At 42.1% G+C, this 25,467-nt stretch carries 23 protein-coding genes; 13 read left to right on the forward strand and 10 right to left on the reverse strand.

The genetic code is table 11. The features are described 5' to 3' along the window. The first annotated feature begins 16 nt into the window (after nt 1-16). Complete coding sequence (locus AQUSIP_RS03070) at nt 17-1,147, forward strand: outer membrane beta-barrel protein (protein WP_170131738.1); 1,131 nt, start codon at nt 17-19, stop codon at nt 1,145-1,147. Here the strand turns inward: AQUSIP_RS03070 and AQUSIP_RS03075 are convergent. Further along, nucleotides 1,138-3,600, reverse strand: a complete 2,463-nt coding sequence (locus AQUSIP_RS03075) for a cation:proton antiporter (RefSeq protein ID WP_170131737.1) — start codon at nt 3,598-3,600, stop codon at nt 1,138-1,140. The two genes, AQUSIP_RS03070 and AQUSIP_RS03075, sit on opposite strands and share 10 nt — an antisense overlap. A gap of 138 nt (nt 3,601-3,738) precedes the next feature. On the opposite strand from AQUSIP_RS03075, the gene AQUSIP_RS03080 reads away from it, so the two are divergent. The 7 genes from AQUSIP_RS03080 (at nt 3,739) to AQUSIP_RS03110 (ending at nt 9,642) form a co-directional block, all read left to right on the forward strand. Continuing rightward, on the forward strand, nt 3,739-4,698 hold the full coding sequence (locus tag AQUSIP_RS03080) for a hypothetical protein (RefSeq protein WP_114833565.1): 960 nt from the start codon (nt 3,739-3,741) through the stop codon (nt 4,696-4,698). A gap of 6 nt (nt 4,699-4,704) precedes the next feature. Beyond that, entirely contained in the window at nt 4,705-5,130 is a 426-nt protein-coding gene (arfB, locus tag AQUSIP_RS03085) for an alternative ribosome rescue aminoacyl-tRNA hydrolase ArfB (RefSeq protein ID WP_114833564.1), read from the forward strand. A 154-nt stretch (nt 5,131-5,284) separates the two neighbouring features. Beyond that, a complete protein-coding gene (locus tag AQUSIP_RS03090) occupies nt 5,285-5,875 on the forward strand; it encodes a hypothetical protein (protein WP_114833563.1) in 591 nt (196 codons plus the stop codon). A gap of 162 nt (nt 5,876-6,037) precedes the next feature. Continuing rightward, on the forward strand, nt 6,038-6,601 hold the full coding sequence (locus AQUSIP_RS03095) for a L,D-transpeptidase (RefSeq protein ID WP_114833562.1): 564 nt from the start codon (nt 6,038-6,040) through the stop codon (nt 6,599-6,601). A 73-nt stretch (nt 6,602-6,674) separates the two neighbouring features. Next, a complete protein-coding gene (locus tag AQUSIP_RS03100; RefSeq protein ID WP_114833561.1) occupies nt 6,675-7,259 on the forward strand; it encodes a YceI family protein in 585 nt (194 codons plus the stop codon). 251 nt (nt 7,260-7,510) lie between these two features. Next, a complete protein-coding gene (locus AQUSIP_RS03105; RefSeq protein WP_114833560.1) occupies nt 7,511-8,077 on the forward strand; it encodes a L,D-transpeptidase in 567 nt (188 codons plus the stop codon). Nucleotides 8,078-8,283: 206 nt separating this feature from the next. Then, entirely contained in the window at nt 8,284-9,642 is a 1,359-nt protein-coding gene (locus AQUSIP_RS03110) for a hypothetical protein (protein WP_114833559.1), read from the forward strand. A gap of 6 nt (nt 9,643-9,648) precedes the next feature. Here the strand turns inward: AQUSIP_RS03110 and AQUSIP_RS03115 are convergent, their stop codons facing one another. The 3 genes from AQUSIP_RS03115 to AQUSIP_RS03125 form a co-directional block, all read right to left on the reverse strand. Continuing rightward, on the reverse strand, nt 9,649-10,032 hold the full coding sequence (locus AQUSIP_RS03115; RefSeq protein ID WP_114833558.1) for a DoxX family protein: 384 nt from the start codon (nt 10,030-10,032) through the stop codon (nt 9,649-9,651). Between the two features lie 202 nt (nt 10,033-10,234). Further along, complete coding sequence (locus AQUSIP_RS03120) at nt 10,235-10,579, reverse strand: cupin domain-containing protein (RefSeq protein WP_114833557.1); 345 nt, start codon at nt 10,577-10,579, stop codon at nt 10,235-10,237. A 24-nt stretch (nt 10,580-10,603) separates the two neighbouring features. Continuing rightward, complete coding sequence (locus AQUSIP_RS03125; RefSeq protein WP_114833556.1) at nt 10,604-11,293, reverse strand: energy transducer TonB; 690 nt, start codon at nt 11,291-11,293, stop codon at nt 10,604-10,606. Nucleotides 11,294-11,523: 230 nt separating this feature from the next. Between AQUSIP_RS03125 and AQUSIP_RS03130 the strand changes: the two genes are divergently transcribed. Further along, nucleotides 11,524-11,811, forward strand: a complete 288-nt coding sequence (locus AQUSIP_RS03130) for a hypothetical protein (protein WP_114833555.1) — start codon at nt 11,524-11,526, stop codon at nt 11,809-11,811. A gap of 209 nt (nt 11,812-12,020) precedes the next feature. Then, nucleotides 12,021-14,270, forward strand: a complete 2,250-nt coding sequence (locus AQUSIP_RS03135; RefSeq protein ID WP_114833554.1) for an ankyrin repeat domain-containing protein — start codon at nt 12,021-12,023, stop codon at nt 14,268-14,270. On the opposite strand, the gene AQUSIP_RS03140 is transcribed toward AQUSIP_RS03135, so the two are convergent. Then, on the reverse strand, nt 14,263-15,063 hold the full coding sequence (locus AQUSIP_RS03140; protein ID WP_114833553.1) for a hypothetical protein: 801 nt from the start codon (nt 15,061-15,063) through the stop codon (nt 14,263-14,265). The genes AQUSIP_RS03135 and AQUSIP_RS03140 overlap by 8 nt on opposite strands. Before the next feature lie 87 nt (nt 15,064-15,150). Next, the gene (locus tag AQUSIP_RS03145) at nt 15,151-17,274 is read right to left on the reverse strand and encodes an alpha/beta hydrolase (RefSeq protein ID WP_114833552.1); all 2,124 of its coding nucleotides are present in this window, start codon (nt 17,272-17,274) and stop codon (nt 15,151-15,153) included. Nucleotides 17,275-17,473: 199 nt separating this feature from the next. On the opposite strand from AQUSIP_RS03145, the gene AQUSIP_RS03150 reads away from it, so the two are divergent. Then, nucleotides 17,474-18,034 (forward strand): DUF2845 domain-containing protein, encoded by a 561-nt coding sequence (locus AQUSIP_RS03150; RefSeq protein WP_114833551.1) that lies wholly within the window; start codon nt 17,474-17,476, stop codon nt 18,032-18,034. A gap of 4 nt (nt 18,035-18,038) precedes the next feature. Here the strand turns inward: AQUSIP_RS03150 and AQUSIP_RS03155 are convergent, their stop codons facing one another. Next, on the reverse strand, nt 18,039-20,252 hold the full coding sequence (locus AQUSIP_RS03155; protein WP_114833550.1) for a cation:proton antiporter: 2,214 nt from the start codon (nt 20,250-20,252) through the stop codon (nt 18,039-18,041). Nucleotides 20,253-20,972: 720 nt separating this feature from the next. Between AQUSIP_RS03155 and AQUSIP_RS03160 the strand changes: the two genes are divergently transcribed. Beyond that, nucleotides 20,973-22,361, forward strand: coding sequence for a hypothetical protein (locus AQUSIP_RS03160; protein ID WP_114833549.1), 1,389 nt, complete (start codon nt 20,973-20,975; stop codon nt 22,359-22,361). Here AQUSIP_RS03160 and AQUSIP_RS03165 read toward each other — a convergent pair. From AQUSIP_RS03165 to AQUSIP_RS03175, 3 genes are read right to left on the reverse strand one after another with little or no spacing between them, the layout of a single operon-like run. Continuing rightward, entirely contained in the window at nt 22,263-23,549 is a 1,287-nt protein-coding gene (locus AQUSIP_RS03165; protein WP_114833548.1) for an MFS transporter, read from the reverse strand. The genes AQUSIP_RS03160 and AQUSIP_RS03165 overlap by 99 nt on opposite strands. Before the next feature lie 18 nt (nt 23,550-23,567). After that, nucleotides 23,568-24,341 carry an SAM-dependent methyltransferase gene (locus AQUSIP_RS03170; RefSeq protein ID WP_114833547.1) on the reverse strand — a complete coding sequence of 258 codons (774 nt, stop codon included), beginning with the start codon at nt 24,339-24,341 and terminating at the stop codon, nt 23,568-23,570. Between the two features lie 3 nt (nt 24,342-24,344). Then, nucleotides 24,345-24,548 carry a hypothetical protein gene (locus tag AQUSIP_RS03175; RefSeq protein WP_114833546.1) on the reverse strand — a complete coding sequence of 68 codons (204 nt, stop codon included), beginning with the start codon at nt 24,546-24,548 and terminating at the stop codon, nt 24,345-24,347. A gap of 353 nt (nt 24,549-24,901) precedes the next feature. Here AQUSIP_RS03175 and AQUSIP_RS03180 point away from each other — a divergent pair, with 353 nt between their 5' ends. Next, entirely contained in the window at nt 24,902-25,336 is a 435-nt protein-coding gene (locus AQUSIP_RS03180; protein ID WP_147277457.1) for a hypothetical protein, read from the forward strand. Nucleotides 25,337-25,467: the final 131 nt, after the last annotated feature.

Genomic DNA, 25,467 nt, shown 5'->3' on the forward strand with positions numbered 1-25,467 from the left:
TTGACAGGGAAGTATCGTGCGTCTACGGCTTTTGTTTTTATGCGCTGGCCTGATTTACCTAACCGCCGGGTTTGCCGCTACGGATAAACCAGGGCAAAATCACCCAGAAACGGGAGAAGTGAGTTATTCAGGTTATGTTGATGTTTCCTATAATTATCTCTTGCGCAGCAATCAATTTGTTAGCGGTGAATTCAACCGTGTCAATGATCTTGCAACCAATGGTTTCACACTTCAACAGGCCGCCCTTACTTTATCAAAAAGGCCAACGCAGGGCTTGGGTGGATTAATCAACTTCATACTTGGCCGTGATGCTAACGGTATTGCGCCTGCAGGGATGAACCCGGACGTGTTTGGTGCACGGGATATTGGTTTTGCTGTTCCACAAGCTTATCTGCAATATCGTTATTCAACTTTTGTTATCAAAGCAGGTGAAATGCTATCACTTGCGGGCCTTGAACAATTTGATTACACACAAGACAGTAATTTCTCCCGCTCTATCTTGGATGGCTACGCACAAGCCGGAACGCATATGGGTATACGGGTGATGGATGTGGTGACGGATCAATTGCGCCTCATTGTGGGTGTCAATAACGGCTGGGATACGGTGCGGCGGGCCGCAGATCTTGATACTGTTGAGATGGCTGTGGGTTATGCGGTCCACCCTCAATTTTCTGTTATGGTGGACGGTTATGCAGGTGAGCAACATCTCACAGATAACGCAGAAAGCGGCCCGACTGGAAAGCGTTATCTGCTTGATTGGTATGGTACTTGGTATATCACGGAAAGGATGAGTCTTGCTGCGAATTATGACTACGGCATCCAAACACGCGCCGCGCTGCCTAATGGGTCCGTCGCAAGAGCCAACTGGAAAGGCATTGCGGTTTATCTGAATTATCTATGGAATGACAAATGGCGTACTTCATTGCGCGGAGAAGTGTTCGCGGATTCAGATGGTTACCGTACTGGCGTACGGCAAAATTGGCGTGAAATGACACTGACACTGGCTTATGTCCCGTTAAAAAATTGGCTGTTAAGAGCGGAAACACGTCATGATTTTTCAAATGTAAGCGCGTTTAAGGATAAGAGCGACAATGGCGCTCGTAATAATCAGCAGTCATATGCCATCGAAGCGCTATTTCAATTTTGAGTACGCTTAGCCGCAGTTTCTGCAATGGCTTTATCAATAGCAGGAAATTTTTTTCGCATTTGTTCGAATGCAGAGCGATTAAGCGTATAGAGCAGACAGGGTGTCACGGCCTTGCAAGTCGCAGTGCGTTTCGTTTTATAAATGAGCGCCATCTCGCCAAAAAAATCACCCGCCATAAGGGTTGCCACATTGATTTCTTGGCCATCTTTTTCTTTGATAATGCGTACGACGCCGCGCATAATAAGATAAAATGTATCGCCTTGCTCATGTTCTCTTATAAGGATTTCACCTGCTGAAGCATAATATTCTTTTAAAAGCGACAGAATTTGATCGGCCTCGTTTTCAGGTACATCTTTAAAAAAAGGGACTTTGCGAAGTAGCTCGTGTGGATTCAGCCTTAATTTTTCAGGATGAGATTTGCGTAATTCACGCAGCTCATCCACATATTTCTTAATAATGACATCCGCCACGCCGGCAGGCAGTAAACCCTGCTGCGCCTGTCTTGCGACCGATTCGTATTTGGCTTGCAGCAGAAGGCGTTTGGCAAGACGCTGCTGCATATCATGGACGAATTCAGGAAACTGTTCGGTCATGTTATCAAGATATTTTGTCGTAGTTGTTAACCAATGTCGAAATTGTTCACGCACTTCTTGCGTGGCGTCGCTTTTAATATATTCGAGTTTAGCAATTTCATCCAAGTGATTAAGCACAGCCACACTGCCTTGATGCAAACCCCATATCTCTTCATAGTCATTAACCATTTGTGAAATTCGCATCCATTTGCCTAGTTTGTTTAATAAAGGCAGATAGTCAAATGCATTGATTAGCCATTTACTGATTTTTTTCATGATTCCAATTGGCACTTTTTCTGCTACCGCACCCGTGTACCGCATTAGATCGATTTCAAGTTCAATATCATGGTTTAAAATACGATAAGCCCGTTCACTCAGATGTCCTTTGTTAAACATTTCATAATAGAGATGCTTTTCGGCGGCAAAACAAATTAGAAAGAGTAATCGTTTTTCCTGTTTTTTATCGAGTTCCTTTTCTCGCAATACCTGGAGTGCTTGCCGGCTCGTTTCAATGGCTTCCTCACAGTTTGTCTGCAAGTCCTGGGCGATTTTATAGGAAAATAAACCACTGCTTTGCAATTCGGGAATACGATCCAGTGTCATTTTATCGGCAACCAGCTCTGTTTCTATCTGGATGAAGCGATCAAATATTTTTAATTGATCCAGTCTTAACCAGTGAATGATTCGGTTAATCGACAATCCTTGTACAAGGATGGTGAAGAGTACGGCGCCCATCACGAGGGTTATCAATAGTTCCTGATCAGGCAGATCATTCAGCCCCAATACAATGGCAAGCGCAATGGCGCCACGTAAACCGCCCCACCACATGATGGTTTGATAACGTTTGTTGATAGGCTGTGCATTCGGCAGTTTGCCTATCAAAGGTATAAGCCCGTAGATGACCAGTGCGCGTGAAACCAGCATGGCGAAAATAACCATGCTCAGGATAAAAATGGAATTAGACAGCGTAGAAAGATTGATACTCAAGCCTACCAGCAGAAAAATGAGCGCATTGGCAATATAGGCAAGGAATTCTAGCAAATGCCGCAAATGCTGGTCTGTAGCGGCTGAGATTTTGGTGCGACCCCAGCCTGCCATGACGATGCCAGCCGTAATAGTGGCCATGACGCCGCTGACGTGAAATAACTCATCAGCAACGATAAAAGAGAGGTAAGCCAGAATGATTGTGAGCGAGAGTTCTGCGACAGGTTCTTCAATCCAGGCAATCGCATAACCCGTGATGAATGCCATGGCCATCCCCACCAAGATACCGCCAAAAAATTCTATGCAGAATTGATAAACGCCAAGATAAAACGTATTCAGGGTAATTGCACCGGCGAGAATGACCATCAAAATTGTTTTTGCTGTCACAATGGCGGTGGAATCGTTAAACAGACTTTCGCCTTCGACGAGAATGGTAAGGCGCTTTGGTACGCCTAACTGTTTAAAGAGCGAAATGACCGCCACTGGATCGGTTGCACTAAGTATGGCACCGAGCAGCAGAGCGACCAGGACACTAAGCGGCGTGAACAGCCAGACAAGTGTGCCAATGACAGTGGTTGAGAGAAAAAGCCCCGGAATGGCCAGCGTTAATACCGGTGTCAGGTTACGACGCAGCAATCGCGTATCCATGGTGAAAGCAGATTCAAAAATTAAGGTAGGTAAGCAAGCGTAAAGAATAATATCCGGGTGAATTTTATAATGCGCAAGCGGTTGCAAGAAATCGGGTCCAAAAGTAGCAAGATGTGAAACAAGATAGCCGATGATAACCAGCAGAATGGTAAAAGGCAGCCGGCTATATTTGCTGATGAATAAAGTAAAGGCAGCAATGAGAAGCAATATACTGACAGAGGTGATGATGAAAACGGTAAGATTATGCATTGTTTTTCCCTGGTTGACGCACCAATTATCTCCTGGCATCTCAGCGTATTGACTTATTCTGCCATAAATAAGGCAGCCAGGGCGAGAGAAGGAAAAATGCGATACACTATTTTTATCAGCTTATAGGAATTTTGCGGCATGCCACGTACGATACTGATTTCTATTCTTTTCATTGTCTCTGTTCTGTTCGCCGTCGGTGCGGCTTTGATGTCTCTGGCATTAGGGAAGGAGGGATATGATTTTCAAAGCATTCCCACTCTCTTAATTTTTTCGCTCATTCTTCTATTAATCATGATCTTTTGGTTTTATATCAGCAGAAAAACAGCTGACCAAAGTGTGCGTATGATGGCATGGAGTGCACTGTTGCTCGTTTGCATCCCTTTCATTTTAATTATATTCATTATTGGCACCTTTTTTTATGGAGATTGGCTGGGCAGGTATCAATCAACTCAAACGTCGATTTCACATTATCAGGAATCTTTCATTCGATGGGCTGGTTTTTCCTATCCTACCGGTTTGCGAGTAGAAATCAGTTTGTCTACACCATTTGCAGATGATACGCGGCAAACTACTGGTTTTTCCCCTCCGATGATTTGGATGGGCCCCCCTGTTCCGTCCACGGCGCCTGCCAAATTGTATTTTTCCTTACAGCGCGGTTCCCTCCAGATGGCAGCGTCCCAACCGTCTCTCGCTGTATTAAAAGCCGTTAGTTTCAGCAAGGAAAATCAGCCCAAACCCCAGTTATCAGCAGGAAACGCACAGGTCGTATTTTATCTCTATCCAGGTGTCATTGAATATCTGGAGAATGAAAATGCTTTTTGCACTTATAGTGCCGGCAAAGGAGATATTTATTCTTCTGGTAAACTGCCCGATCATGATGCGTTAGGCTCGCAGTTGAATTCAATCTGGTTTTATGCAGGTCGCACCGAAGTCGATTTGAGTGCGCAGATGACGCATGTTTTGCAGCAATCCAGTCAACTGGAAAATAACCCAGCGCTTTGGATTAATATGCATCGCCAATTCAGTGATGAACAATTATTGCAAAAGGGCTATCATTCTTGCGTATTGAGCCAGCGTACACATTGTTTTTGCAGGTAACATTGAATGATTAAGATTGCACCCAATATTTATCTAGATGAATCCGAACTTCGTTTTAGCTTTATTCGTGCTGCTGGACCCGGCGGGCAGAATGTCAATAAAGTCGCAACAGCGGTGCAGTTGCGCTTCGATGTCATGCATTCCTCGCTGCCGGAAACCGTACAGCGTCGTTTGTCCTTGCTCGCTGGAAATAAAATATCGCACCAGGGTGTGCTGATTATAAAAGCAGGACGATATCGTACGCAGGAGCGAAACAGGCAGGATGCACTTGAGCGGTTGCTGGCGTTATTAAAGCAGGCTGCTATCATGCCCAAAAAACGCAGGCCTACTCGCCTTTCGCGTGCGTCGAAAGAGCGTCGGATGACTGAAAAGAAACGGCATTCCCAAACCAAATTGCTACGGCGAAGTAAACCAGATAAAGAAGAGGCTTAACCCATCACGGAATACTCATGCCATCTAATCTTGCCACTTTCGCCCGAATGATGATTTTTTAAGTCAGCATTTAGTTCTTGATAAACAAAATTAGTTGGATTATATCGTTATCTCAGTATTGATAATCCCATGTCATTTTTTAAAGGAGCAGCTAATGGAAACACGTGCAAAGGAAAAATCGGAACTGAATCTTTTAAAAGAAAAATTTGCTGAGCGCAGGCAGGCATATATTGAATTACCTATCGCAGGTTTTAAAACTGTCAAGCTGGATACATCGCCAGATGCATTGGCTCCATTCGGAGCTGCGTTTTTGGAGCGGCGGAAATTACACGTGACGAGCACAAATAAAAAATGCTATGCAACTATTGTTGGCGTCGCTGTTGCCAAAGATGATAAGCAATTATGGTTCATCATAGATGACGAAACAACAGCCATGTATTGCAGTTCCATTCGTTGTAAAAAAACATTTGATGATCGTGCAACCAAGTTGAACCTCTCTGATTTACATGCTGATTTTGCACATCCCGCATTAAAAGACTATCTCACTAAAGCATCCAAAAAAGAGAAGACAGAAAAAAATAAATCGGATAGTCGGACCCAGAAAATCATTAATTCTATTAAATTTCTCAAGCCGGTTTCTCATCACTATGCCCAGATGAGTGATGATGATTTTGGTGCTAATCTGGTATCAATTAATCAGACATCAAAAGATAATTTGCCAACAAAACAAAAGAAGAACCCATAAGTTAGTTGCATGAAGCGGGTTTTTGCTTTCTAACAAAGTGTATTTCCTCGACAAAAATTTTATTTGTTATAATTATCAGCAAGTAGGCAGGGCCGTTAAGCTACAGGCAGCTTTTACAGGATACAATAACATTATAAAAATAATAGAGAGGGAGTGTTTAGGATGCGAAACCCGCTTTCACAAGCCGGTATTTCTCTGATTTTTTTCGCTCTGACAGCCTGTTCTTCGTTTTCTGATTTTACCTTTTATCCAGAGGCGTCACACAAACCTATTTATGATTTTCCACCCGCGGATGACGCTCGATATGCCAAACGATTACCGCAATATATTGATACAGGTGGTGAGAAAACCATTTTGGTTGATCCTAACCGGCACGTTTGGGGTGCCTATGGCGCGGATGGCAATCTTATCCGGGCCGGGTTGGCATCCGGTGGCGCAGACTGGTGTCATGATATTCATCGGCCATGCCATACGCGGCCAGGCACATTCCGCATTAATTTTCTAGGTGATGAAACCTGCATATCCAGTTTATATCCCATCCCGGACGGTGGCGCGCCTATGCCATTTTGCATGTTCTTTAACGGCAACCAGGCACTGCATGGGTCGCCTCATGTCGTAGAAGGCAACATCAGTCATGGCTGTGTACGTGTTAGGACCAGTGATGCTGCCTGGTTGCGCTATCATTTCGTTGAAATGGGGACCAAGATTATCATTAAACCTTATTAATCCATCCTCCCTACTTGACCGCGTTATGACAGACTGGGTAAATTAAAATTTAACGCATTACGCAGGAGCGACCATGAAAACGCTTATTACACGATCCCTTGTCGTCTTTATATTATCTTGGTGCTTTATGCTATCTGCGCACGCGGCGGCGGAAACTTATATCATTGATCCGAAGCACTCCTATGTACTTTGGCGAATCAGCCATTTTGGTTTTTCAGAACAGACAGGCAAGTGGATGGCGGAAGGAACGTTGAGCCTGGATGAGGCCAAGCCGCAAAATAGTAAAGTGAATGTGACGATCAATGTGAATGACGTCATCACAGGTATTCCCAAATTAGATGAACATTTAAAAAAAGAAGATTTTTTCGATACAGCTAAATATCCCACGGCTACCTTCGTTAGCAATAAGATCAGGCTGACAGGTAAAGACAAGGCGAAAATCGAGGGGACATTGACGTTGCATGGTGTTTCGCGACCTGTTGTTCTTGATGTTAACCTGAGAAAAGTAGACGTGAGTCCCGTTACCAATAAAAAAACAGCAGGCTTTTCAGCCAATGCAAAACTGAAACGTTCGGATTTTGGTATTAATGCATATCTGCCAGGACTGGGCGATGAAGTGAAAATAGATATCGAAGTGGAAGCTTATCAGGCTAAATAAATCCTACCAGCGACAAACTCTGTCATTCCCGCTCAAGGCGCATTGCTGTCCAGTACATTTTCCTCTTGCCGTTGTCCCGCTGCTTGTCGACGGGAGCCAGACGCCGTGAAGCGCGAGAGGAAATACGATAATTTTTGATTATTTATAGTACTAATAATAATTACTTGACTAATTTAAAATTAATTCTTAAAGAAAAAATGTGATTTTTAGGCTAAAATGAAGGTAAATAAAAAACAAAAGGAGTGGTTGCCATGCGAGGGATATCTCTATCTGCTATGTTAGTTGTCATGTCTGCGTTCATGTTAAGTTCCTGTTCTTACTATTCTGCCAATCAAGCTTCTACATCGCGTTACGCAGCTTCACCGCCTAAAGCGTCTCAACCTAAACCCAATTACGCTGCGCGTATGCCGCAGAAAATTACACCGCGGGGTGAGAAGGTGGTCGTGGTCGATCCCAGCGTACATGCCTGGGGTGCATACGGGCCGGACGGTACATTAATCCGCGGCGGATTAGCGACGGCAGGCTCCAGCTGGTGCCCCGACATCAAACGTCCTTGCCGCACTAAAGTTGGCACATTTCGTATTAATTCATTAGGTAGTGCAAAGTGTAAATCCAGCAAATACCCTTTACCCAGGGGCGGCGCACCGATGCCGTATTGCATGTTCTTTAATGGCCATCAGGGGTTACATGGATCGTATAACGTAGTAGATGGCAATGAAAGCCATGGTTGTGTACGCATGCATGTTGAAGATGCGGAATGGCTGCGCTTTAATTTCGCGAGAGTAGGCACAAAAGTCATTGTGTGGCCGTATAATTGATTAATTAAATCGGTGAGCGGGCCCCAAAACCCGCTCATTTTTATTTCAGAAAAACGCATCTGCATCACGGATTTCATGTGTAATCACGCGATAAAAGCAGTATGTATATCTCAGCTATGGCAGTAATGATTTATCAATAAGTTAGAAACATCAAAAACGAATCCCAGGTATTTTGCTATAATTTTAAGTACAAAAGAGGGGTTATTATGGAGGAAATGTATACTTTCATCTCGAAATCTGCCCAGCTAAAAGATGCCTGGAAATCGGATGCATGGCCAAGATCTTGCCTTGCGAGCGTAAATGAAGCAGCTTTCCAAATGGAGGTTGGACAAATCAAAACCGCAAGAGAGCTTTGCGGTTTTCTGGCGCTAAAAAGAAAAGAAATTGCTAAAGCGTCAAATTCCGAGGAATTCTATTTATTTGGTGCGCCAAGAGAAGATGTTGAATCGGGTGCATGGACCCGCATTGTTTCACCTAAATATGGCGATTTTATTACGCCGTTAAAGAAAAAATACGATGAACTTACTAAAAAGCTTAAACAGAATGAAAACACAACAGCAGCTAAATATCTTAATCTCACCAGAGAACAAAAAGAGGCGTATGCGAGCGGTAATGTTGAGCTTTATCAAGCTTTGCAGATACAAAAAGCCGAGTTAGAAAAAACAAGCAGTATGCTGCCAGTGCCAGACGAAAGTTTTGACATAGCAGTCAGTATATTTCATAACGGCGATCCGTATACCGTAATTGGAGAAATTGAAGGCGGATTTCTCTTGTTGCATTCGCCAACGGAGAGTATTGAAAAGGCATTTAGTAAGATCGAACCTGTATTTAAAAAAATAATGGATGCCAATGATTATTTTACCAATGAAGAAAAATTCAAAGAATTGATTCAGGATATCGGCTTAGTCGCCTGGCATATTTATCATGCAATGCCTTATCATCGCGGCAGTGCGGCTATTGTCGAGATGATGATTTGCAGTTTACTGAAGTATAAGCAGATACAGTTGCCGCGTTATAATGAGGATGTGATTTGCGATTTGAAAGCAATGTATGAGCCTGATCCTGAAAAATTTTCAACCGAGTTTTATAGCTATTTTATCTGGCCCGATTTTAAAAACCGATTTGATAGCGATCCGTGGTTTTTGATGAAGGAAAATAGCAAACAGAATCTAAAAATACTCGAAAAATACTTTGAGCATTATTCTTTAGAAAAATGTTATGAAGTATTTAATGTCGCAAGAGAAAAATATGTCGACAAGATTAATGCACACCAACATCCTTTTGTTGATAAATTTATCTTTCTCAAAAACACACATAGCTGGCAGGACGCTTGGAAAAAGCTGGCAGATATAACTGAAAAAAAACTATTTGAAAGGGTGGCGCAATGCCAAATTCCGGTTGAAAAATTGAAACTGCTTAACGATGCAAAAAAAGCGGTTTTATTTAAAGAGCACCCGGAAAACTATTTTTTTTCCCGGGCAAGCGGCGATACCAAGTATATAAATGCAATCAATGAGCAGATCACTAATATTGAGACCAGGCTACGTTCTATCCCTAGCCGCTAGGGTTGGTTATGAGTAATAATACCCTCCTGCAACGGCTAATAAGCCAAAAGAAAGAGCTAGATGGGTCATGAATCCCACCATTTGCTGATTGCGCTCTTCGCTGGAAGAAGCGGCCCAAAAATTATTGAAAACACAGGTTGCCAGAAAAATATAAACTGCCAAAAGTATAGCTGCCCAAAAGGGGTAGATATTAAAAACCAGTCCAATGCTGGTAATGGTTTTCCAGGCAACCGCGCCTAAATAAAAGAGCCAGGGAAGGGGGACTTTTTTCTGAGCCATCATCTCAAATACCATAGGACGCATCAGAAAATCGAGCAGCACAGCAATTAAAAAGATGATTCCGATACCGATGCGGCTGACATCAAACAGAATAAGTTGAACCATATCCATGGCAGTATTCTCGCTGTAATTTTCCAAGGAGTTAGTATAACTGGACTTTGGCTATTTTGGACAAAGGATGCTGATTCTACAGAAATAGCTGTCGTCCTGAGAGCGTTTTTAGCTCAAATGACTTTTAAATGCACAATAGAAGATCTTTCGCTGTGCTCAGGATGACAGAGTATAAAACAAACTCAGTTCATTCAGGATAGCCTTATTCTGTAGTCACAATGACAGACCTGCATTGGGTGAGTACTTTGCTGATATGGCCTTGTCCAGTCAGGTCTGTAGCGAATAATACGTCCCCCGCGTGAAAGACGCGCGTTTCGCCGCCGCTTGCTTGGACCTCGACTTGCCCTTCCAGATAAATGATATATTGCGGCTGGGGTGCGTTGTGCCAGTTCATGGCTAAATCGGGTTCTGAATCCCTAAACTGGATACCGGAAGCCGGAAATTTCTTAGAATAAACACCTAAAGCCTGCTGTTTTTCCTGCCCGCAATCCATTTCCATAAAATGCGATTTGCCATCTTCGCCTGTATATAATTTAATGATTTTCATTCGGTCCTCCTTATCGTAACGCGCTTAACTAAATACGAATCCAATTACAAAGCGTTTAGGCGCCGAGAGAAATCTGTCTGCACCTTTAACTCGCGGTGCCTGATTGACGGCGTATAATGCAGCTGCATCAAGGTCCTGATGCTGACTGGACCGCAGAATTTGCACATCGGAAAAATAGCCTTCAGGATGCAGTGTCATGCCAATCACGACCCTGCCTTTGATGCCAAATTCGCCTGCCATTTTAGGATATTTGAAATTGGCAGAAAGGGCTTTGCCAAGTAATTTAACCAAAGGATCGGCGACTTGGTTGTAGTCGCCTACCAGATAAATGGGTTCTATATCTTTAAGCGTTTGCAAGGACGACGTAATGGATTCCTGTTGCATCTGCTGCAGCGCAGAAAAGCTTGCTGCCAGCATGGACTTAGGACGTACACCCATCTCTGTTTCAGACCGTGTAGTGTCAGTTTTTTTCGTTAAACGTTGCGTACCCGCATCTTCCGATTGCGTTTTAATTGAGGATGCGGATGCTGTTTGCTGCTGATGTGGAGTTTTTCCTGTATATACATAGGAGGGAACATAGAGATGCGGTGATTTTTGGTTCTTAGGAACAGGCGAGACAAGGACCAATGAAAAATACAGCAACAAGAGCGAGTGCATGAGCAGTGATAGCCAGAAGCTGGGCGCCGGCAGGTGGTTTTTAATACTTTTCTGCATGAAGGTTTCCTGTCCTTGTTCCGCTATTTTACTTGATTCCGTTCGTTTTCAAAACGCTTAAGCGTGTGTTTTCAATATAAATTCCATTTATATGCTAGCGTCAACCGCATTGCAGGGCGAATTTTTCTTGTAAGATGAGGCGCTTAGAAAATAGAGTGCCCCTGTTCATCTATCCGACGCACCAAGTGCTAAAATATAATTAAAATAAAATAAAAAACGAGGAGTGTTTTATGGATAAAAACGTTTTAAGCAAATATGCTTGTTTACTAAAATTTAGCGTTCTTGCCTTATTCATCACGATCAGCACCAACGCGCATGCTGAGTATTATATGGTTTATCCTGCAGCGCCTGTCTATGCCGTACCTGTTTATCCCGTGCCAATGCCTTGCACTTATGGTTGTGCTTTTATGGCACCTTGCTACTATCAGGTCGAGATTCGATCTTCAGCGCCATATAGACATAGCGATAAACGCGGCGTTGGCCAAGTCAATATCTATGAGTGGGATGAGGACCCATAAGGCACCGTGACAAACCCAATGACTCTGTTGTAGGCATAGAATTGCTTGAAAAACGCGACGAAATGGGTTTTTTTTAACATTTTATTCATAAAACATTAAACTTTATCCTTTATACTACCACTTGCTATGGTTGTTATAGCGGTTTAATGATTATTAACGAAAGCTTAATTGTGCCCAAAACGATAAAAGGCTAAAACGAGAAGTGGAGCATGAACTGGCAACGAATCGCAAATTTGCTGTGTCGGTATTTTGATTATCTGGGTCTCGGGCATCAATTTGAAAAAGACGGTTTATTCGCTGATATCCATATTGAAAAATGGTTGCAGTCAGAAGGCGCATATCAATATCAACAGGATACAGATTTTCAGGAATTCATTCATTACATCGCGGAATGGGACGGTGAATTTGATTCGCTGTATCAAGTACGCATCCTGCTTGATCAGTTAGCAGAAAAAATAATTCAAACCAACCTTTCACAAAATCATATTAATCGGCAGTGGTCGATTTTCTGTGACCAACAAGGTTGGGAAAAGTTGCCCGGTTTTCAGGGTGGTTTGTGCGCTGGATATTGTTTGACTTCCGGATTGGGCTTGTTTCTGCGCAGACAAGTGAATAAAAAACTATCCGAATCTGTTCCCGTTGAAAAATTAATTGGTTTCGAAAAATTGCTGTTACGCATTGCCAAATGGAATCAGAAGAACGCTTCGCCAGAAATTGAAAATGATTTTGCTGTTTTGCAAAAATATGTTGCCACACTACAGAAAAACCAAGCAATTCCGCATAAAGCCATCAATGAAATTATCGGCTGCGATCTGATCGCTGAACCTGAAATTTGCGTGGCCTGGGTTCATAACGAAGCAACATTAAAAAAACTCTTTGAATTACTGCTAAGACCCGGGAAATTTTTAAGCTTTGGCGCTGGTCGGCACGCTGCTTATGTCTATATGGCAGATGAACATGAGTTGATTTATTTTAATGCTAACGGCCGCTATGGCTATCATCATTTTAATGTTGCCAACCTGAATCATTTCTTGGCGCTGTTGCCTGATGGATTTAAAAATTGCTATACCGACAAATTTGCGCTGTCAGTCCAGGTGTATGATTTGGAAGAAGCGCCTTCCCATCAACTGACTATAGAAAATGTAATAAAAGAACTCATTGCCATTGATGAGCGTAATTCTAAAATGAACCTTCGTACGCTTATTGATAAACAGGCAAGAGATGGGATGAATGCACTGATGATGGCTTGCTGGGACGGCGATCATCATGAAGTCGAATTATTGATAAAGATGGGTGCGGATCCAAACATTAAAAATAATGATCATGATACGGCCTTATATTTCGCCGTTGTCAGCGGCGACACGCGTAAAGTCGCCGCACTGTTAACATCACCGACGTTAGAAACGAATGCCTTGATAGCGAATGATTATAGTGCATTGTATGTTGCTGTTTTAAGGGGCCATGAGCCGATAGTCAGGTTGTTATTGAATGACAAGCGTATCCGTGTTAATCAACCTGTGGGAGGTAAAAATAAAAAATCAGGCTACACTGCTTTACACCTTGCAGCCCATTCAGGCGATGTGGATATTTTGACTGCCCTCATGGAACATCCTGATATTCGTATTAATTACCAGCAAGAAAAAACCGGATTGACTCAATTGCATATGGCGGTTATAAGCGAAAACATTGATGCCGTGCGATTGTTTCTTAAAAATAAATATATAAAACTGGACATTCCTTCAAAGGAAGACGCGGATATTTATCCGGCTGGCAAGACTGCGCTTTGTTACGCGATGGAGTTAGATGAGCTTGAAATTGCAACAGAGCTTTTTGCTTATGGCGCTGATTTAAGTTATCTGCCACTTTCTTCACGCTGGTTGTTGTTGGATGGTTTTATCTGTAATCATTATCAACTTTATATGAATGGCAGCGCCGCGTCCTTAGATTCCATGCTAAAAATCGGTATGCTTTGTATTGATCTAGAAGACAAAAATTTTCTTGAATTTTTATCCAATAGAATTATTGAAGATAATGTGGAAGTGTTAAATACGCTTTTTAAATTCAGCCCTCCCTTGATCAATATTATGTTCAACGCCGACCCGGAAAATGAAAAAAATTCCTTTAAGGCGAACATATTACAATATGCCATGATAAATGGCGCATCTAAAGTCGTGGCATTGTTATTGGAAATGGATAATAAGCTGCCGTTGAAAGAGGATTCAGCTGGCCACAATGCAATCGCCTGGCTAGCGTCGATCGATAAAAAGAAGAAGCATGAAATCATGGCGCTATTTAAAGAATATGGCTATATGAATATTAAATCACCGGCTGCGCCAATGCTTGCCAAGCACGCAGAAAAAGTTTCGGGCTTGTCTTTGTTTGCTCAAAAGGTAACAGAAATTAAGGCTGGACCGGATGAAGATGCTTATTCTCTATCAAACAGTTGCATTATCATTTAGCGATAAAGCGCCTGTTTGTAATGGCAGTCCGCAAGGGATCTGGAAGTGGTGACAGATCCGTCCCGGATGACTTTGGCGTTGAAAAAAAATTCAAACAGAGGTTGAAAAGCGAGGGGATTTTCGCAAGCAGCACTTTTTTTAATTCTTCCAGACTGACTGCTACCGCGGCATCGAGATTTTCATTTTTGTCTGTTTGATACTGCTGGATGGTTGCCATTAACCTGTCTGTCTCTCCTGCACCTAACAGCTGGCATTGCTGTTTTCTTTGCAGGACATTTTGCAGCAGATCAAGCAGCCTGAAATGGGTTGTTTCGATAGCTATTTTCACTATTTCCTCTGGCGGGTGATTATAAATTTTATATAAATCAGCCAGGAAATAGGCTGGAAGATAACGTTCTACTATTCTGAGCGTATCTTCGTCCGGCAATATTTTTTTAAACAAGGTCTCATTCGAAGTGAAAACTTCTGCGATCCAGTGCTGCTGTTTGGGCAATTGAAATAGCGCGAGTAATCGGATGAAAGCATCTGTATCGGATATCAGCTCGGAAGCGGTCGGGAAGATCAATACACGTGAGAGGATTTCATCTTGTCTGTACTTGAATGTGCTGACGAATACCCCAAGCTGATCTATATTTGTAATGTAGTGTAAAAATAAATCATCATTTTCCAGGATCAAATCTAAAATACCATCGGCGGTGTCCGGGTCATTCTCAACTAAATAATAAAGTGAATGACTTGTAGGGACCGCATCGATAAATTTGCTATATTTTTTATTCTGAATCTTGGTCGTCATGACAATCTCCTCCATCTAGATATATCACATAAAAATCACCCGGCTGCAAGCCGGGTGATAAATGCTCTGGGAGGAAACAGTCTGAAACTATTTAAGCGTGTTTTTGAGTGCGCCAAATTGCCAGATCTTTCCATTTTCCACGCTGACATCACTGCCCGGAGAAAGCGTGTTGTACTCTTTTTCAGAGAGGGTGAATGTCAGTTCTTTCAACGTGTCAGGATCTGAATAGCGGCTCAATGTAAATGCCTTATCGCCAATTTTAAGCACAGGCAGACGATTCATGGCGGGGAAAGGCACTTCACTCGCTACCTGGATCTCAACTGCCGGCCGCCCTGCTGCAAAACGACTTCGCTGCACAAACCGAATACTGCGTATCGTATTAAGACGGGCAGGGACATAAACAGGCGATAGCGAATTCTGCTGATGAGTGCTAGCTGTAGATGATGCCAAGGCGGGTATTAAATACGCTTGGGTTGATGCTCTCGTTTGTTCTTCACCGAACCCTGTCTGTCGCTGCAAGCGGATATTGGCGAGATACAAAGCCCCTGTTTTGGTTGTGTCAAAGGTAAAGCGGACACCGCGAATTTTGGCGAGATTAACATTCTGGAATGCCTTGAGCGGCAGGCGTACGGTTTTCAGAACGGGGTTGGAAGTGCCAGGCCCATTAATGTTCGCATATTCGCTGACGCGAATGGCGGACGAAAGCTGGCCGGCTGCATCCTCAAGCTGAATGCTGAAATCCGTTGTTGGAGCCTTATTCAATGCATCGGCACGGCGCGCAATCCTGAAATCGAGCGTTGCGAAATCACGGATATCATATCCTTGAGATGGACCTGCCCAAATGGATTCGAAGTAAGTATTTTTTCCTGCTGCTTTCCAGGCAAGTGAAGCCGCTCTTTGCGGACGGTACGAACTGATATTGACATGCTCGATGGTGATTTGGCTGGCGACATTGGGGTTGCCTGAACTATTTGTGCCCGTGTCGCGATCAAAATCTTCAAAGATGCGGGTTTCTGTCGCGCCCGGAGAAGGCGTGAAATCCCGATCGATCTGCGTGATTTGTGTGACCGCCTCGGGCAAGGAATCAAGGGGATTAAAGTTTTGATTAAAACCTGGATTTGCTTCTGTACCCAGCCGGCTTCTAAAAAAGGCAGGCACGCTTGCCAATGCCACTTTTTGCTGTTCAGCGGAACTGGACTTGTCAGGATCGAAGATAGGCGTGCCCTTCTTGCAGCCGTACGCATCGCTTTCCTGCCATTCAGTATTGAAAAAGTTATGATTGGCTCCCCATACCTCATAAAGCGATTTTTGCGCATTAGGATCCTCGGACTTATTAAGCAACATGCGCTCAAAGGGATACCTGCCCTGCAGATCGGAAACATCGCCATCACACATGGGCAGCAATTGGTTCCAAACTGTGCCATCGGCATCCAGCACACGCGATGTCTGGCCGTCCACAGCGCCAACTTCAAAAATCGCTTTGACGTGCAAGCCTGGTATTTGAGCAGGCCAGGGGCTGTCTTTGTCCAAATAAAGATTATATGCAGCGCGCACGCCTTCACCGCCCCGTGAATGGCCGAACAAACCGACTGAGCCAAAATCAATTTTGCCAATGAGTCCGTCTGCACCGAGGCCGAGCGAGGCAGGTGCGCCGCCTGATGTAGACCATGTGTAAAGCAGGCTTAAGTGTTTGAGCACTAATTTTCCGCGCGCGAGGTTTAAACCGCTGTCACCACTTACGCCGCCGCCACAGGTGATGCCGCGGTTGGCATTAATAGAAACGACCCAGTAGCCCCAGGAAGCCAGATTTTCCGCCAGATAATTGTAACCTTCATGATTGGGCGTAGGAACATAACCGCTAGGACAAGTGCCAGACATGGTGTAGCTGCAACTGCTATCGTTACGCGGATTTGAACCAATGCCACACGTGCCGTGGTTGCCATGCAGCATGACGATGAGTGGCGCTTTGCCGGAAAGATTTTTGACATCTTTGGGATAAAATACTCTTGCCCAGATTTCTGTCATTCTATCCGGAAGAATGGCTTTATCGGTTGTTGCAGGAAAACGGTATTCAGCCGATGCTGTAGCATGTGGGCCCCTCGGTGTGGAATCGGGTGCCGAGCGTGATACCAGCGAACTATGCGCTGCAGGGCTAAGTGTCAGCGTGGGGACAGCTAAAACAAAAGTAAAGAGGAGGCGAAAGCGTTTCAAATTTAATGTCCTTATTAAACAATAATGGAATGCTGAATCTTAGCAGCAAAAAAACCGATTGTGGAGAGTGCTCATGTAAGGCAGAAGCAGGGATGAATACCCATTGTCACGGATTTTATTGGCTTTTTTGCGCGCCCCGTCCGGCTATGCCAAAGGGAATATAATATAAAAAGAAGCCTGAGGCGTAGGAAAAAATTGTATGAAATATTTTCTTCTGTTGTCATTGCTGCTGATTTCCGCAAGCCTCCATGCACTGCCGTGTCCAAACGGCCGCGGCATTCTTTACAAGGGTGATACAGTTTCTGAAGTCTTAAAACAATGCGGAGAGCCTCTGGAGAAAAGAACAACGACTCGGACGATTTATACGGCTGAGCAGTGGGTTTATTACAGAGGACACGTGTTCGATCGCGGTTTTTCACAATTGATTGTGTCATTTAAGAACGACCGGGTGGTTAGTATTTATATCAATGACCGTTATTGGCTGCCGGTATGTAGGCAAGCCTACATTCAATTAGGTAACAGGCTGTCCACGTTGCAAACCAGTTGCGGTAATTGGGCGTATTATACGGTGAACACTAATTTGTGCGGCGGCATTTTCGGCATCGGTGATAGTACGCAAAGAGTGGCAGCCGTGTGTGGCCTGCCAGCAGAACGGTCTCCCTTGGAAACTTATACGGTTGAAGTGACGGAATTCACTTATAGCGGGCATGATCCGCAAGTCATCGTTTTTCAGGACGGCCGTTTGATTGAGTGGCGATGATTTTTTACGACAAGGTATTGAGGCAGAATTGCCGCATACTTTCATCTTCACCCACAATCAGTAACAAATCATCTGGGGCTAAAACGGTTTCCGGATCAGGATTGAGTATTCGGTTGTTGCCGCGCTCAATTCCGACCACCAGGCCTTTCAGGTTTTCGCGTATCCTGGAATCACGTATGCTTTTGCCTACCAGCGGATGATCCTTCGCCAGTAAAAGGGGCTTTAAGGCGAAATTTTCCAGCTGATCAATCTGCTCATGTTCTGATGAGGAAAGCGTCACTTGAGTTTTAAATAAATCAATCTGCTCGTCGTTGCCTAGGACGATCAGTTTATCGTTATCCAGGATGCGTTCTTCGCCGCGCGGTGCAAGAATCGTGTGATGGCCGCGGTGAATGGCGACGATATTGACGCCGTAACGTTGGCGGATCAGGCATTCGCCTAGCATCTTGCCTATGAAAGGTGATTTGTCACCCACTTCCATTTCCACAAAATGGGTGTCCCAGGGCGCGAGTTCTTTGTAACGCGACTGCTTCGCCGGCTGTTTTTTGATGTTGCCTATCAGCTGTCCTTCAAACCATTGATAGGATTTTTCCAGATGACGGTAAGCGACCGCAAAGTAGACAGCGACCAGTGTGATGAAAGCGGCTGTCGTGATCCACGTATGAAAGAACACAACACTAAGAAAGACGATTTCAATGAGCGTGATGAGCCAGACCAGAAAGATGACGGGGTTAAGCGTTGTTTTCGTATATTCGGGAAGCACGGCCCGTTTGTAAGAAAACAGCATGCCCCAGATAAAAGGTGAAGAAAGCAGAATGGCAATCAGTTCGCTTAGCATTTTAGCGTTCTGTTTGCGTATGGCCACTTTGAAAATTTCCGGATAAACAAATTTGTTTATCAGCGTGAAGACAATGGCGACGATAATGCCGTTTAGAATGAGCCGCACCGTCACGGAGCGTAGCAACGAATTTTCGCTTGAGCGTGTTTGCGTGCGATAGACCCAGGCTGAATAACTATCGAGAAAGTATTTAACACGCTCAGGCAGTTTTTTCTCAAGGGTCAAACCGATGTGGCCTGACAGTCGGATCATATAGGGCGTGGTGAAGGTCGTGATACTCGAAACAGCCACAATGATGGGATACAGTTTTTCATCAATTACATTTAATGCGGTGCCGAGTGTTGCGATGATAAACGAAAACTCACCGATCTGTGCCATACCAAAGCCTGAGCGCACGGCGGATTTGATACTTTGCCCCGTGAGGAAAGTCCCAATGGAAATGACAGTGACTTTGCCCGCCATCAACACGAGCGTGATCAGCAGCACGGCTTTCCACTGTTCGGCAATCATGAAGGGATTAATGAGCATGCCGACGGAAATAAAGAAGATGGCGCCGAAAATGTCGCGGATGGGAGTGATTAATGTTTCAATACGGTGGACCAGCACGGTCTCGGCAAGAATGGAGCCCATGATGAATGCGCCCAGCGCGGTCGAATAATGGAAGTAAGCCGCGATGGAAACAAGAAAGAGACACAGGGCAACGGAGACGATGGTGAGTGTTTCCTGGCTGATGTAGCTTGATAAACGTCTAAAAAGAGAAGGGACCAGAAAGTAGCCAGCCAAGAACCAAGCGCCAACAACAAGAATTAATTTGATGGTTGCGAATAACATCTCTGGCGAAAAAACATTTTTAGTCACGACGACGGTAGAAAGCGCGACTAACAGCAGGATGGCAAGTAAATCTTCTACAATGAGCACGCCGAAAATGACTTCAGCAAAACGTTTGGTTTTAAGGCCCAATTCGCCCACGGCTTTAAAGATAATGGTGGTCGAAGAAATGGCAAGCATTGCACCCAAAAACAGGCAGTTATTGTGGTCCCATCCCATCAGCCGCCCGGCGCCGTAGCCCAGGAGTATCATCATGGTCACATCAAAGAGGCCCGTGATAAGCGCAGAAAAGCCGACCTTCGTCAGTTTATGAAAGCTGAATTCGAGTCCCAATGAAAACATCAGGAAAATGACGCCAAGCTCTGAAAGGATTTTGATATTGGCAATGTCAGTTACAAGGCCATGCGGCGTAATATAAGGGCCAATAATCATGCCGGCGACCAGGTAGCCAAGTACCACAGGCTGACGAATGCGCTGAAACAGGAGCGTGACAATGCCGGCGACACCCAGCATAACAGTCAGGTCAGAAATGAGAGGTGCTAATTCATGCATAATTTACCACTCGCAGATGATGGTTCTTTTAAGCCGCCTAACGTTATGATCTGTTAGGGCAATGTTTTTATAATTTTTTTAATAAGTTTCAGAATTTTCTGTTGTAGTTCTCTGGAACTAACAGATCGAATGAGGCGAAATTTTAACCATAATTGGTCTCGTTTGTCAATATATATTTGATAAATAGCGGGTTTTAATAATTTTCACCTGTTGGCCTGGGCTTCTGTTTTATACTGAAATCAATGTCCTATCGAAGGTGGGCCGATATTGCGGCAATCTTTGGTGAAGTTTGGTTTTCAGCGGATGTATGGAGGAAGACATGATAAAAATGCATCTCAAATCAGGCGCTTTTTTCCTTGCCCTGGTGTTATTACACGGCTGTGCCAACAATACTGCTCCACCTGCGCCAATTTTCTCGGATGCGATTTATTCACCTGCGGTGACTAATGAGCCTTTTATGTTTCGGGGGCCGCCGGAGGGGGTGAGGTAGAGTAAAGGCAAAAAATAGAATCTTTATCATAATCTAAATTAATTATTCGGAATTTTTTTATTTTTTATATTGCCTATTCGATTGACTAGCCTGGTCTAATCATTAAAATTGCATTTAATTTTGGCTTATTAAGTTTTCAATACTTACAGCAAAAAAATGCCCGGCAGAATATTCTCTCGAGTAAAAATCAGCCTTTAAAAAAATCATAGAATTTATGGATAAGCTTCTTTATGGCAACTATAACAGATGACAATAATGGAATTATTAAGGTTTATTGGGCTGATATTCGTGAACGGGTAGCTCAAGCAGAGCCAGTTTTTGCTGATATAGTGGATCAATTAAATCCAGATAAAACTTTCCCACTTTATCTTGTGTATCTTCCCTATGGTGCTCTTAAGGGCGATACAACAAGTTCCTATTTTCCAGATGGTAAAGGCGGCTATTATCGGTTGTCAGATCCAGAAGCGCCTAAGGGGATTACTAAAGATCTCGGTTATGGTAGTGACGGTTCACCAATGGGCATGGTTCTTGAGAAACAATTGGAATATTTTATAGATTTAAAGCATAAAGGTATAACCATTCCATGGTTGATTTATTCTCCCGGACAATTTTTTCCATTTTCAACAATATTGGGGTGTAAAAGTCGACATGTCTATGCACCAAATGGGCTACTGACAGTTACATCTGGCGTACGTTCAACTTTTATGTTGCCCAATATTGGATGTAATTCAAACTATGTGAATTTGAGGCGTGACTTTAATGTCCAAAGGCAGGCTCCTAAATCTTTATATGAACATTGGTACGTTTTTAAAGAGATTATTCAAAGCAATGTCTTAAATTGCCATTGGCGATCATGTTTAATGTATTTCAGCGAAAAATGGGTTAATAAGCTTCATAGCGACAAAGCATGGATAAGTTTAAAGCTTTATTTGCATGAAGTTGCATGGCGAAAATTTGAGTATGAAAGAAATCGTGTTTATTATGATATAGCTTTTTCTATTATACAGGAAAAAAGAAATCTTAAACCGAACCCTTATTTGACAGATACAGCGCGACATTTATTTACAACTGCATTAGGCGGTGCTCCTGGTTATGTTCCGTCATGTAATAACGATGCTTTACCAGCAAATCTGCTTCAAAGAGTATTTTTGGATTGCTATGGATTAAAAAAATATATTCCAACCCTAATGCAACCTGCCCACTTTGATTTTGAAAAAAGTAAATATCCTGTTTATTATTCATTACAAAATCCTTCAACATATGTTTTTTCCCCAAAATCAAGAGAAGGCTCAAGTACCATTGTTGAAATACTCGAATTAGAACATATTATGAATATTTTTTGTGAAGAGTTAGCAAATGATTCAAATATATGTTCTGATACTATCATTGGAAAAATCGCAAAAAATGTGAATTTTAACTATTTTCACAATAAAGCTGATCGTCAGGCTGTTATTCGGCCTTCCTCAGACATCCCATTCGCTGATAAAAGATTTGAAGCGGGTTCGTTAAATGGTGAGGGCTCAATTGGAAAGTTCGCTGCTGATGCGCCATTTGTCAGAGGTTGCATCAGTATCGACTCTAAAGATAACAAATCTTTTAAATGCAATGGCACTAAATAAGCTAAAAATACCAATAACGCTACAACTAAACCACAATATACTGTTTCCCAAATATTCATACACATACGCACCCAAAGCTGGGCCAATAGCTCTACTTGAAGCATATACCATTCTGTATGTGCCAAGAACAAATCCCTTTTTATTAAGGGGAGCGTTCTCATAACAGATTAGTTGCGCCACTGAGAAGAAAAGGATTTCGCCAAGTGTGTACAAAATACAACCCATAATTGCAAGGTAAAATGAAAAAGAAAAAGCAAGCATATACATGCCGAACCCTAAAAGAAATACACCACTTCCAATAATAATAATATGATTATATTTGCTAAAATAATTGGCTAATGGTGTTTGTAATAAAAAAATTAAAAAAGTATTAAGCGCAAATATGACACTAAAATTCCCATAGCCATAATCTGAAAACAAAGTTTGAAGATGAATTGAATAAGTGCTGCTAAGTTGAGAGATAATTATTCCAGCAAAAAATAAATTAATAATAACGAAAACAATTAATTGGTTTAGCGTATTTAATTTTTTTATTTTGCTTATATCGCTGACTGGGATATTGCTTACTATTTTTTCATTAAAATTAAGCCTACGTTGATAAGTTAAAATTAGGTACAATGATAGCAAAAGCAAAATAATGCTTGCGCCAAGCAGTAAATATCGAAAACTGAAATTTGCAATAATTCCGATAATTATTGCAGCGAGGCCTAGGCCAAGGTTTGAAGCTGTTTCAATTAAATTAATCGATTTTATTTTTTCTTTTTTGTTATTACAGTAAGAAAGTGTCCAGAGAAAATTGGAAGTTATAAACCCATAGGTTGAGATGCCAAGGAAAAAAATGAGAATTATCAATATTGCTACTGATTTAGCCATGAATAAGGCCAGATAGATTGCCCCTTGGATAAGGAGGCTTCCTATTGATATAAATTTTGGCGATAATTGGTCAGACAATTTGCCTCCAATTATTCCACCAAAAATGGTTCCTAGGCTGTAAAATGATATAATAAAGCCAGAAACTACAATACTAAATCTTAGTTCATTTAAAAAATATAATGGCAAAAAGTAAAAAATCCCAATAAGTGTAGAGTTTATAAAATTTAAAATAATAGTTTTCCAACACTCTTTTTGCAGTCCTCTGTAGTTATTTAAATAATTTTTAATTAAGTTAATAAGGGATTTAGCGATCATTATTTAGAGCTCAAATGGTTATATTAGTTCCAACTTATTTAGCATATTTATATTACATGATGGCTGTCGAATTGGGGGAATATATAATGTGGTTAGCCTTGAAATAACAGTATTAGGAAGATCTTTTAATGGAATTTTAGTAATTTTTGATGATATATGAGGGTACTGGCTTCCTTCATATAAAATAACTTCATGCTGGAGATCATAACACTTGCTTAGATAATCAACTAATGCTTGAATACCCCGATTATTATCATGTTTGTATTTGTTCTCAAGTAAACCTATTACGCTAATTTGCCATAAAATAAGATGACTGCAGCCATCAAATGATCTCCGATAAATTAGAAAATCTGTGGCTTCATAAGATTGACAACCTGTTGAGCCTGGATCGATATGTATATCTGCGAAGAGATAATCTTCAGCCGAAATGCCCGGTAAGATAATTGCCTTATATCCCTTTTTTTTGGCTTCGACCACAGCATCTAAAGCTGGTTTAGCAAAAACTGTAGGATGTCCTTCAAGAACAACGCAAACGTGTTGTCCTTTTTGTAGTTCATGTAAAATTGTATTTGTCATTTCATTATATGAGTCGATCCTAAAGGTATGGCTATTGTAAGCATTCTCTAATGATTGAGAGGATGGATTACATTTAATGAGCCATTCTTTCATGGCGGGCTCATTAACTAGAAATAATATTTTTTCTGATTTTTCAATGCAGTTCTTAGCTTCGATAGTCAGATGTGACATAAACTTAATGCCGCTACCAACAACTGTCAGAGATCCTTTTTTCATAAACTAATATCGTATTTGAGCAACCGTTCGTTCATTTCTAAAGCAATCGTCATTATTTTTTACAAGCGCTTTTTTCAAAAGAGAAGAATTGCTATATAAAAAAGCATCCTGAATTTCGATGGGTTGCATATTAATTAAATAGGTTAATTCCTGATGTTGCTGAGGAGTTGTATGAGCTAGTTCAATTAAAAAAGTCAAAATATCCATACTAATCTTCCTGGAAGTAATTGGTTAAATGCTATCAAGTATTTCAGGATTGGTCGATAAAAAATTTATTGAATCAAATAGGCACGGCTAACCTATATAGCATGTTGAATCAGAATTGAAAACGAGATTGGATCCCGCTTCATCGAGAGAGGGCGGCTTGCGCAATGTTCAAAAAATATACACATTAATTCTTATCTTAAATTCTTAAGAAAAAAAATTGTAAGAATTATCCGCTACAATTTTTTTAAATTCAATGTTCTTATAATAATAGTCCAGTTGGAATTGAAAGAAGTTCGTAAAATTGGATTGTTATTTATCTGAGCTTATTAAAAATTAGACAAAGAGAGGATGCTATGTCTGCAATACAACCATGGTGTTATTTGATAGGAATTCACCCTAAAAAGCTCACAAAGGAAGAGAGTCTTTTATTCGAAGCTGAAATATTTGCTCGGATCTGTGAAGAGATAAAAGAGGTTTTTAGGTGCGAATATAAGGAGTTTTTTCGTTTAATGAATTTTACCATCGAAATGGAGGAAGCAATGCTGGAAGCTGGTTTTTTACGTTTAATTATTAATGATATTTTGGTTACCGGGGAATATGATTTAAAGGGAATTGCTTACTATGCAAATACGCACGAGGATGTGGTTCAGGAAGTCATCGCTGGGGTTAATACAAATCCATCAGCTGCTTTTCTTCAAAAAATTATAGAGCTGCATCGATCCGTCAGGCGGGATTTATATCATGTTCTGATGCAGAAAATTGTTAAAGAGTACCATGTCGCCGCTTAAAATCTATACGAAGGTAGCGGATGCATATCGAATTGGTTAAGTTTGCATGTAATTTCCGCTATGATAGGACTGCGCTGAGGTTAAAAACTTAACGCTGATACAAGTGCCTTTATATGCACCCAATTTTTAGA

The organism is Aquicella lusitana (assembly GCF_902459475.1).
GTDB classification, from domain to species: Bacteria; Pseudomonadota; Gammaproteobacteria; order DSM-16500; family DSM-16500; genus Aquicella; species Aquicella lusitana.